The organism is Kitasatospora sp. NPDC059803, from assembly GCF_042732255.1.
Taxonomy (GTDB): Bacteria; Actinomycetota; Actinomycetes; order Streptomycetales; family Streptomycetaceae; genus Kitasatospora.
The window spans coordinates 1-10,583 of record NZ_JBHWIJ010000299.1 but is presented as its reverse complement, the minus strand read 5'-3'; the positions used below and the strand labels follow the sequence as shown (position 1 = coordinate 10,583).

Here is a 10,583-nt window from a genome sequence, read left to right as displayed (position 1 = left end):
GAGGGCCGGGCGGCGGGCCTCAGTTCCAGATGCCGGTGATGTCAGCGGCGTTGGCCGCGTTGCCCGCGTGGGTGGTGGCGCCGGCGAGGTCCTCCAGGGTGCGCAGCACGTTGTAGTGGTTGTAGGTGGCGGCGGAGGTGCTGCCGGGGGTGACGTGGGCGCCGTAGAAGACGGTCGGGATGCGGTTGCCCGCGAGCCGGTTGTCCTCGTCGAAGGTGACCACGAGCAGGCTGTTGTGGCTCTTGGCCCAGGTGGCGTAGGCGCCGAGGTTGTTCTTGATCCAGGTGTCGCCGGTGCCGACCGAGCAGTCGTGCATGTCGCTGCAGAGGTTCGGTACGACGAAGGAGACGTTCGGCAGGGTGGTGTAGTCGGTCGGGAACTGGGCGAAGGTCCTGGCCGAGTTCAGCGGGACGTTGCCGAAGCCGAACCAGGGGTTGTGCTTCTGCGCGTACTTGCCGCTGCTGCACGTGGTGCTGCCCTGGGCGGGCAGGGTCTCGTTGTAGCTGGCCCAGGTCCTGCCGGCGGCGGTGACCTCGGAGGCCAGGTTGGGGCCCTGGAGGGCGCCGACGGAGACGCAGCTGTCGTCGGTGACGCCCTGGGTGGAGCCGGAGAACAGGGCGTAGTAGTTCGGCTGGCTGGGGTGGGTGATGCCGAACGACTGGGTGAGGTTGGCGCCGCCGGTGGCCAGGGAGTTGAGGTACGGGGCGCTGCTGCTGCCGACGACCTGGTTGTAGGCGTGGTTCTCCATCACCACGACGACGATGTGGTCGGGCGCGGGCAGCGCGGCGGCCTGCGCGGTGGAGGTGGTGGCGGCCCAGAGGCCGGCGGAGGCCGCGACCAGCGCGGCCACCGAGCCGAGGGCGGTGGCGGTGCGGCGGGAGCCGTGCTTGGTGGACGAAGTCATGACAATTCCTCGGGTAGGGAGCGGCCCTGGCGCGGACGCTCGATCAGGGCTGCGCGACGAACCGGTCCGGTACGGCGTCTAGTACGGCGTGCCGTTGGCGAAGTCGCGGGCGGCGGTGGACTCGACGGTGGTCAGCACGCCGGAGTCGGTGGTGATCAGGCCCAGCTCGCGGTTGTTGTTCAGCGAGTTGTCGGAGAAGTTCTCCGAACCGGCGAACACCTTGGCCGAGGCCGTGCCGTAGTCGGCGACGATCGCCTTGGCGTGGATGTACAGGCCCGTGGTCGAGGAGTAGGTGACCACCTGGCCGCCGGCCGTGACCACCTGGTCGAAGTAGCTGCTGTAGGACGAGGGGTTCATGCCCACCACCCGCACGGTGACGCCCCGGCCGGCGGCCGCGGCGACCGCGTCCACCAGGGCCTGGTCGCCGAACTCCAGCTGCTCCAGGTCCAGCGTGTGCTGCGCGCCGTTGATCAGGTCCAGCAGGCGGGCCTGCGAGTCGGTGGGCGACCAGACCAGGTTGTCGCCGTCGGAGGGGGTGATCGAGGTCTGGGCGTAGTCGGCGGCGAAGACCTGCTCGATCGCGGCGACGTCGTTGGCGTCGGTGTCGACGACGCCGAAGTCGCGGCTGCTGGAGTAGTAGGTGGAGTCCAGGTTCCCGGTCAGGATCAGGGACTTGGCGCCGTCCACGGTGACGGTCTTCTGGTGGGTGTAGACGAACGCGGAAGAGGAGTACGTCACCCCGACGCCGGCGGCCCGCAGGGCCGAGTAGGCGGCGCCGTTGACCGAGGTGTGCCGGCCGTCGAGGATCACCCGGACGGTGAGGCCGGCCCGCCGGCGGCCGATCAGGGCGTTGACGGCGGTGGTGTCGCGCAGCTCGTACATGGTCACGTCGACGGAGCGGGTGGCCGAGTTGATGAGGTCGTAGACGACGCCGTGGTCCTGGTCCGGGAACACGATCGGCGTGTACGTGGCGGCGGTGGCGGCGGTGGCGGCCTGGGCGGTGCCGGACAGCGGTATCAGGCCGGCGGCGGCGAGCAGCAGCGCGCCGGCCCGGCGCGCGGAGGTGGCCAGGGGCATGCGGAACTCCACGATCGGTGAGGGGGGAAGGCCTGGGCGAAGGTGCGGGAGCACGCGCGAGGCGCCCGAACAGCATCGGGTGGATCGGTCGACGCGGGTAGACGACAGCAGGTAAAACCTTGACCCCGGGTCGGGAAACGGATGGTGCGGCCGATCCGGTTCACTTTGCCAGCCACCGGCCCCGCCGGTGATAGTGGATCTTCGAGGACGTGGCCGGACGCCGCGTCAGCCGAGTGAGAGAACAGAGGATCATGGCGAAGATCAGCCTTCTGCGTCCGCTCGCGGTGGCGGCCGCGGGTGTCGTCCTGCTGGCGACCGGAGCCGCGCAGGCCGTGGCCGCCGACCAGGGCACCACCAGCGCGCCCACCCCGGACACGGCCGCGGTGCGCGCCGCCCTCCAGGCCACCACCGACGCGGGCGCCCCGGGCGCCTTCGCGGTGATCCGCGACCACGGCGACGCCGAGTCCACCCGGTCGCTGGCCGTCGGCAAGGCCGACCTGGACGGCACCCCGATGAACTCCTCGTGGAGGTTCCGGGTCGGCAGCAACAGCAAGATGTTCAACGCCGTTCTCGTGATGCAGCTGGCGGAGCAGGGCCTGATCGACCTCGACAAGCCGCTGCGCGACTACCTGCCGGCCGGCACCCTGCCGGACACCTGGACCATGACGGGCCGCCAGGTCATGGAGCACCGCGCCGGGATCTACGACCACACCAACGACCTCCTGGAGCAGGCCGGCGAGGAGACCACCAGCGCCTTCGAGGCGCGCATCCGCACCAACGTGTACGCGCCGCGCGACCTGGTGGCGATGTCCGTCAAGCACGGCCAGCAGTACACGCCCGGCAGCCGCTACTCCTACTCCAACACCGACTTCGTCCTGATGGGCCTCGCGGTCGAGCACCTCACCGGCCGCCCCTACGAGGACGTCCTGCGCGAGCGGATCATCGAGCCGCTGGGCCTGAGCAAGACCTCCTTCGTCGTGCCCGACCAGGAGATCCAGGGCGCCCACGTCACCGGCTACCTCACCAACGACAACCGCAGCAAGCCGCTGCTGGACTCCACCCAGCAGACCGGCTCCTGGGTGTGGACCGCCGGCGCGGTCATCTCCGACGCCGCCGACCTCGACCACTTCCTCACCGCGCTGATGGCGGGCAGCTCCGGCGGGCTGGTCTCGGACGACTCGCTGAAGCAGATGACGGCCGCCCTGGCCACCCCCACCACCAAGATCAGCTACGGCCTCGGGCTGCGCCGCATCTCGCTGTCCTGCGGCGACGTGTACGGCCACGGCGGCATCGTCCAGGGCTTCCAGACCCAGTCGTTCGCCACCCCGGACGGCAAGCGCTCCGTCGTCGTGTTCGCCAACGCCTCCAACAACGGCTCCGTGACGCAGGGCCTGATGAACGCGCTGGAGCCGGCCTTCTGCGGCAAGAAGCCGGCCGTCGCGCCGCGGAACTCGTTCGCCCCGAGCGCCTTCGCCGAGAACCACTCGCTGCCGGTGGTCGAGGACACCCGGATCTGACCGACCCGCACAGTCCGCCGCTCACGCGCCCGCACGGCCCACCCGCCGTGCGGGCGTGCGCGTCTCGGGCCCCGGGCCCCGGGCGTTCCCTCGTGCGGACCTCACCCCGTCCGGCGCCGCCCCTGCCGGGGGCCGTCCGCGCTGAGGTCGGTGAGCGCCTCGGTGAGGAGTTCGCGGGCCTCCTCGGCGCGGCCCTGCTCGATCAGGGCGGTGCCGAGCTCGGTGAGGGTCTTGGTCATGCTGTCCGGCCGGCCGACCTCCTCGTAGTGGGTCAGGGCCTGCCGGTAGGCCTTCTCGGCGGCCGGCCAGCGCCCCAGCGCGGCGCGGTCCAGGCCGAGTTCGTGGGCCGTCATGGCCGCCGCCAGGTGCATCAGCGGCGAGGACCAGCGCTCCACCAGCTCCAGCGCGCCGGCCAGCGCGCGCCGGCGGGACTCCACCGCCTCCTCGGCCCGGCCCGAGTCGCGCAGGCAGTTGGCCGCACCGCGCAGCGTGACCAGCCGGCCGATCCAGCCGGCGCGGCTGTTGACGGCGGCGAAGGCGTCCGCGGCCCGGTGGTAGGCGTCGATGGCCTCCCGGTGCCGGTGCAGGTGCCGCAGACCGGCCGCGAGGTAGGTCAGCGCCCAGCCCTCCTGCTCCCGGGCGCCGATCCGGCGGGCCAGTTCCAGCCCCTCGTTGGCCAGGTCGATGCCGCGCTGGTAGCGGTGCAGGCAGGTGACGTACGTCCACGCCAGGTAGTTGACGTGGACGGCCTCGGCCAGTTGGTCGCCGCAGGCGCGGGCCGCGTCGACCGACAGCTGGAAGACCTCGGCCCAGATGTCCCAGCTCAGCAGCCGGTCGGAGAACCAGTGCATGGCTTCGGCGGTGTCGATCACCTCCCGGTGCCGGCCGGCGGCGAAGGCCTGGTGGAGGGCGGCCAGCCACTCCGGGTGCTCCTCCTCCAGCCAGCGCGCCGCCTCGGTGAGCGGCACCGGGGGGCCGGTCCGGTCCGCGTCGGCGTCGGCGTCGGGGTCCGCCGCCGCGTGGTCCGGGTCGAACCGCAGGCCGTACTCGGCGGCCCGGTTCAGCAGCCAGTCACCGGCCCTGGCCCGGGCCTGCGCCACCGCCTCGGGGCCCTCGTCGGCGTCGAGCCGCTCGCCCGCGTAGAGCCGGACCAGGTCGTGCAGCCGGTAGCGCTCCGGGGTGGCGAGTTGCACCAGCCCGGCGTCGATCAGCTGCTCCAGGACGAGTTCGGTCCGGCCGGGCGGCAGGCCCGCGTAGGCGGCGGCGACGGCGGCGGTGAAGTCGTGCCCGGCGGTCAGTGCGGAGCGGCGCAGCACCAGCTGGGATTCGGCCGGCAGCCGCCGGTAGGAGAGCGCGAAGGCCGGGCGGACGGCCAGGTCCCCGGTTTCCAGCAGGTCCAACCGGTGTTCCTCGGCGGCCAGTTGGCGCACCAGATGGCTGACCGGCTGCTGCGGGCGGGCCACCAGCCGCTGCCCGGCGATGCGCAGCGCGAGCGGCAGGTATCCGCAGAGCCGGGCCAGTTCGGCGGTGGCGTCGGGCGCCGCGTCGATCCGCTCGCGGCCGGCGATCCGGGCCAGCAGGTCGGCGGCCTCGCCCGGGGCCAGGGCGTCCAGCCGCAGGCGGAGCACCGACTCCAGTCCGGGCAGGGCGTTGCGGCTGGTCACCAGGGTCACGGCGGGCCCGGAGCCGGGCAGCAGCGGGCGCACCTGGCTCTCGTCGGCGACGTTGTCCAGGACCAGGACGAGCCGGCGCTCGCGCACCAGGGCCCGGTAGAGGCCGGCCCGCTCCTCCGTCCCGGCGGGCACCGCGTTGTCGGCGACGCCCAGGGCGCGCAGCACCTGGCCGAGCGCGTCGCGGGCGGAGAGCGGGGTGGCGGCCATGCCGCCGAGGTCGAGCGAGAGCTGCCCGTCGGGGAAGAAGGGGGCCAGGGTGTGGGCGGCGTGCAGGGCGAAGGCGGTCTTGCCCAGACCGGGCTGACCGCTGATCAGCACCACCCGGGGGTGGGCGGGCCGGTCGTCCTCGGCCAGCTCGGCCAGCAGGGCGAGGGCGCCCTCGCGGGCGGTGAAGTCGGCGATGTCGCGAGGCAGCGCGAGGGCGCCGGGCACGAGCGGGGCGGCGGGCGCGGCGTCCCCGGTCTCGGCCGGTCCGGCGGGGGCAGGGGCGTGAGCGGGGGCGGGGGCGGCCGGTCCACGGGTGGGGGCGGCGGCCGACACCGGCCTGGTCCCCCGGGGGCGGCCGCACTGGGCGGCCCGGTCCAGCGCGGCGGTTTGCGGGGCGTCCAGGCCCAGCGTCTCGGCCAGGGCCCGGACGGTACGCCGCTGCGGCCCCCGGGTGCGGCCGCGCTCCATGTCCCCGACGGCGCGCAGGCTGACGCCGGCCGCCGCGGCGAGCTCCTCCTGGGTCAGGCCCGCCGCCACCCGGTGCCCGGCCAGCAGGCGGCCGAAGTCGCCGACCCCCTCGGAGTCCGTGCCCGTTCCCGTGCCGCTCACAGCCGTCATGTCCCGCCCCTGCTAGCGCCGTTACTTCTGCCAGGCGTTGTGCCTGATCGACCGTCCCAGGCAGAAGTATGCCCGGGCAGAAGTATGCCTCGTACCCAGCTCTTTCCCAGCATCGAGCGCCCAGCTCAGGCGCCGGGCACCCCGGTGCGGGCCGCGGCGTCCCACTCGCTGGCGGGACGGCCGCGCGCACTGGTTCTGCCCATAGTTCCGCCTGTGGTTGCGCCGATCGGACGGGACGAACAGGGCGAGCGGGACGGGCAGGGCGAGCAGGACGGGCAGGGCGAGCGGGACGGGACGAACGGGCGGGACGGGGCTGCGGCGGCGGGGCGGCGCACCGTCAGCGCTCCCCCGCCGCCAGGGCCCGGGCCTGCCGTCTGGCGACGGCCCCCTCGGTGGTGCGGCCCAGTTCGCACAGCAGGTCCGCCAGCAGGCCGTGGGTGCGGGACTCCAGCCCGGTGTCGCCGACCGTGCGGCCCAGGGCGACGGCGAGTCGGGCCGTGGACAGGGCGGCGTCGCGGCGGCCGAGCGCCTGCAGGGCGCGGGCCCGGCTCTGGGTGGCGAGGACGGCCTCGACGCCGGAACGGGTGGTGGCGACCCGGACGGCCTCGTCGGCGTGGACCAGGGCCGGGCCGGGGGCGCCGGCCAGGACCAGCGCGTCGGCGAGGTCGGTGAGCGCGCGGACGAGCAGGTCGCCGACGGCCGGGGTACGGGCGGCGCTCACCAGGTCGGTCATCAGCGGCAGGGCCTGGTCGTAGCGGCCGGCCCGCAGCAGTGCACCGGCCACCCGGGCCCGGCAGTGGTGGCGCAGCAGTTGGTCGCCGGCCCGGTCGGCGGCGGCCACGGCCCGTTCCAGCTGCTGGACGGCGGTGCGGTGGGCGGCGCGGTCCACGTGCAGGACGGCGAGGTCGGTGGCCAGCCGGGCGACGGCCGCCTGGTCCGCGCAGCCGTGGGCGGCGCGCAGGCCGGCCTCGGTGACGGCGCGCCAGTGCGTCCGGTCGTGGCCGGTGGTCTCGTACAGCAGGCCTATCCGGTGGGCGAGCTGCCAGGATTCGGCGGTCCGGCCGAACTGCTCGGCGCAGACCACCACCGCGCGCAGGGCGCTCTCCTCGCGGCGGAACCAGGCGGCCGCGTCCGCCGGGGCCGCGCCGCCGCCCTCGGGCGTCCAGGCCGCGGTGGTCCAGCCTCCGGTGGTCCAGGCCGCGGTGACCGCGAGGTAGTGGGCGATCAGCCGGTCGAGGGCGACGAACCGGTCGTCGCAGGTGAGTTCGGCGGCCTGCCCGGCCGCGTAGCGCCGGACCAGCTCGCGCCGGGCGTAGCGGCCGGGCGTGGTCTCCTCCAGCAGGTGGACGGCGTCGAGGCGGGTCAGCAGGGTGCGGGTGGTGGCGGGCGGCAGGTCGGCGAGCGCGGCGGCGGTGGCGGTGTCGATCACCGCGCCGGGGTGCAGGCCGAGCAGGGTGAACAGCCGGGCGGGGGCGGGCGGCAGGGTGCGGTAGGTGTGGTCCAGGGCGGTGGTGACGCCGATCGGGCCGCGGTCGGTGCCGGCCAGGGTGGCGAGGCCGGTCTGCTCGTCGGCGAGTTCCGCGGCCAGGTCGCCCAGGGTCCAGCCGGGGCGGGCGGCCAGCCGGGCGGCGGCCAGCCGCAGGGCGAGCGGCAGGTGGTCGCAGGCCGCGGCGAGGTCGGCGGCCGCCTGCGGTTCGGCGGCGACCCGGGCCGGGCCGAGGGTCCGGGCGAGCAGTTCGGCCGCGTCCTCGGCGCCGAGCACGCCCAGCGGGAGCGGGATGCCGCCGTCCCGGACCAGCAGGTCGCGCAGCCGGCTGCGGCTGGTGACGACGACGACGGGGGTGCCGGGGGTGCCGGTGTCCCCGTCCCCGTCCCCGTCCCCGTCCCCGTCCCCGTCCCCGTCCCCGGGGTCCCCGCCCCAGGCCGGCCCGTCCCCCGGCGGGGGCGGGTCGGGCAGCAGCGGGGCGAGCTGCTCGTACGAGCGCGCGTCGTCCAGCACGATCAGCAGCCGGCGGCCGGCCAGCAGTTCCCGGTAGCGCTGCTCCCGCTCCTCGGGCGAGGCGGGCAGGGCTCCCGCCGGCTCGCCGAGGGCGAGCAGGAACCCGGCCAGCACGTCGGCGGGTTCGCGGGGCCCGGCCGGGTCGAAGCCGCCCAGCTCGGCGTGCAGGACTCCGTCGGGGAAGTGCTCGGCGGACCGCTGCAACCAGTGCTGGACCAGGCTGGTCTTGCCGACCCCGGCCGGTCCGGTGACCAGGATCGGGTGGCCGGACCGGACGGCGGCGGCCAGGGCCTCGTCGAGCCGGGCGAATTCGGCCGACCGGCCGGTGAACCTGCGGTCCGGCGCACCGCGCCTCGGAAGCCGGGCGGGTCTGGGCGGCCCGTCCCGCTCGGGGCCGTCCGCCGACCGCTCACCGGCGTGGCGCAGCTCCGGGCCGGGCGGGCCGGAGAGCCGCGCCACCGCCCGGTCGTACCAGGCCGCCGCCTCGTCCCGGCGGCCGGCCTGGTCGAGGCAGCGGACCAGCCGGGCGGCCAGCGTCTGCCGGGTCGGGTGGGCGGCCGCCGCCTCGGCCAGCTCGGCGGCCAGCTCGCCGCCGCGGCCGGCCCCGAGCAGGCCCTCGGCGAGCCGGTCCAGGGCGCGCAGCCGCAGGTCGGTGACGTGCGGCAGGGTGCGCTCGCGCAGCAGGACGGACCCGCAGTCGACGAGGGCCGGGCCGCGGAACAGGTCCAGGGCGGCGCGCAGCAGGGGCACGGCCGGATCGTGCGGCTCGGGCTCGGTGCTCGCGGCGGGCGCGGCCGGGGCGGGCCGCAGCACGCCCGCCCGGTCGCAGAGCCCGCGGAAGTGCAGCAGGTCCACCCGGTCGGGGTCGCCGGCCAGCAGGTAGCCGGCGCCGCGGGTGCCCAGGGTGAGCCCGGGGCAGTCGAGCAGTTGGCGCAGGGCCGCGACGTGCCCCTGGAGCGCGGCGCGGGCGGTGGGGGGCGCGTCGCCGTCCCAGACCAGCTCGATCAGCTCGTCGGTGCCGACGGTCTGGTTGAGCCGGATGGCGAGGGTGCTCAGCAGGGCGCGGCGTTTGGGGGCCGAGGGTGTGACCGTCGTCCCGTCGTCCCGTCGTACGGCGACCGGCCCGAGCAGGTCGATGTGCATGCGGCCCTCTCCTCCCCTGTCGCCGATCGGATCCGCCGCCGACGACAACCTCCGGCGTCTTCCCGGCGTCGTCAGAGGATAGGCCTGGTCCGGTCACCTGCACGCGGCCGGATGGGGTCTGCTCGGGATTTGTGGATCTTGTCGGGTCGAACGCGGGCCCCGCGGGTTCCGCAGGGCCCGGGCTCGGCGTCCGTTGCGCCGGGCGCCGGCACGCGGTGGCGCCCGGGGAGCGGGCGATCTGGCGCGAACAGGACACTTCAGGGCACTACACTGCTCCACCCCGGGGCACGCCCGGGACATCAATGGGGCGGGGGGACGCCCTGCCCGTCGTGGGGTGAAGTGGGGGTACTGGTGCGGATTCGGCTCCTCGGCCCGGTGGAGCTGCGGGCCGGGGCGGACGGCTTCGCCTCGCTGCCGGGGGCGCAGCGCAGGGCGATCCTGGCGCTGCTCGCGTTGCGGCTGGGCCGGGTGGTCGGGGTGGACGGCTTCTGCGAGCTGCTGTGGGGCGAGCGGCCGCCGGCCAGCGCCCGGGCCGCCTTGCAGGGGCACGTGGCGGCGCTGCGCAAGGCGATCGCCGACACCCCGTTCGTGCTGCACACCCGCTCGTCCGGCTACCTGCTGGCCGGTCCGGCCGAGGAGGTGGACGCGCTGTGCTTCGAGGCGCTGACCGACCGGGCCGCCGAACAGGCCGGGCTCGGCTGCGCCACGGCGGACGCGCAGGCGATCGCGCTGCTGGAACAGGCGTTGCGGCTGTGGCGCGGCGAGGCCCTGGCCGACCTGCCCGACACCGCCGTGCGCGCGGCCGTGGTCGACCAGCTGGAGCAGGCCCGCACCGCCGCCGTGCTCAGCTGGGCCGGGCTGCGGCTGCGCCAGGGCAGCGGGGTGGCGGCGGTGCCGGCCCTGGAGCAGCACGTGCGGACGGACGGGCTGCGCGAGGAGCTGGTGGCGCTGCTGATGCGCTGCCTGCACCAGGCCGGGCGGCCGGCGGACGCGCTGTCCGCCTACCACCAGGCCCGGGTGCGGCTGGACCGCGAGCTGGGGATCCGGCCCGGCACGGCGCTCCAGGCGGCGCTCGCCGAGGTGCTGTCCGGGGGCCGGGCCGAGCAGCCGGCCCCGGCCCGCTCGGCGACTCCTCCGGCCGCGCCCCGGGTGCCCCGTCAACTCCCGCGCCGCCCGGTCGACTTCGTCGGCCGGGACAGCGAGGGCCACTGGCTGGACGGCGAGTGCGGCCCGGAGCGCGCCGGTGACGGCCTGGCCCTGGTGGTCGGACCGGCCGGGGCCGGCAAGAGCGCGCTGGTCACCGCCTGGGCGCACCGCCGCGCCCCGCACTTCCCGGACGGGCAGCTGTTCGCCGACCTGCGGGGCCTCGACCCGGCCGGGGCCGCCGCCCCGGTTTGCGCCCCCCGCGGGGTCGCGGCGGGCCGCGGGGGGGCGCGCGGGGGCGC

Annotated in this window: 6 protein-coding genes; 2 read left to right on the top strand and 4 right to left on the bottom strand. The window is 75.7% G+C overall.

Annotation, left to right across the window (positions count from 1 at the left end; all coding sequences use genetic code 11):
* Nucleotides 1–19 precede the first annotated feature (19 nt).
* On the bottom strand, nt 20–904 hold the full coding sequence (locus ACFV6I_RS32795; protein ID WP_380429284.1) for an alkaline phosphatase family protein: 885 nt from the start codon (nt 902–904) through the stop codon (nt 20–22).
* 78 nt (nt 905–982) lie between these two features.
* Nucleotides 983–1,981, bottom strand: coding sequence for a phospholipase D-like domain-containing protein (locus ACFV6I_RS32790; RefSeq protein ID WP_380429281.1), 999 nt, complete (start codon nt 1,979–1,981; stop codon nt 983–985).
* A 251-nt stretch (nt 1,982–2,232) separates the two neighbouring features.
* Here ACFV6I_RS32790 and ACFV6I_RS32785 point away from each other — a divergent pair, with 251 nt between their 5' ends.
* On the top strand, nt 2,233–3,498 hold the full coding sequence (locus tag ACFV6I_RS32785) for a serine hydrolase domain-containing protein (protein ID WP_380429279.1): 1,266 nt from the start codon (nt 2,233–2,235) through the stop codon (nt 3,496–3,498).
* 101 nt (nt 3,499–3,599) lie between these two features.
* Here ACFV6I_RS32785 and ACFV6I_RS32780 read toward each other — a convergent pair whose 3' ends face one another.
* A complete protein-coding gene (locus ACFV6I_RS32780; RefSeq protein ID WP_380429276.1) occupies nt 3,600–5,996 on the bottom strand; it encodes an ATP-binding protein in 2,397 nt (798 codons plus the stop codon).
* Nucleotides 5,997–6,333: 337 nt separating this feature from the next.
* A complete protein-coding gene (locus ACFV6I_RS32775) occupies nt 6,334–9,138 on the bottom strand; it encodes a BTAD domain-containing putative transcriptional regulator (protein ID WP_380429274.1) in 2,805 nt (934 codons plus the stop codon).
* A gap of 351 nt (nt 9,139–9,489) precedes the next feature.
* On the opposite strand from ACFV6I_RS32775, the gene ACFV6I_RS32770 reads away from it, so the two are divergent.
* On the top strand, nt 9,490–10,583 hold a 1,094-nt coding region (locus ACFV6I_RS32770; RefSeq protein ID WP_380429271.1), incomplete at its 3' end, for a BTAD domain-containing putative transcriptional regulator.

Coding starts and splice junctions, on each gene's coding strand:
- ACFV6I_RS32795 (WP_380429284.1), bottom strand. CDS start 904: ATGACTTCGTCCACCAAGCACGGCTCCCGCCGCACCGCCACCGCCCTC.
- ACFV6I_RS32790 (WP_380429281.1), bottom strand. CDS start 1,981: ATGCCCCTGGCCACCTCCGCGCGCCGGGCCGGCGCGCTGCTGCTCGCC.
- ACFV6I_RS32785 (WP_380429279.1), top strand. CDS start 2,233: ATGGCGAAGATCAGCCTTCTGCGTCCGCTCGCGGTGGCGGCCGCGGGT.
- ACFV6I_RS32780 (WP_380429276.1), bottom strand. CDS start 5,996: ATGACGGCTGTGAGCGGCACGGGAACGGGCACGGACTCCGAGGGGGTC.
- ACFV6I_RS32775 (WP_380429274.1), bottom strand. CDS start 9,138: ATGCACATCGACCTGCTCGGGCCGGTCGCCGTACGACGGGACGACGGG.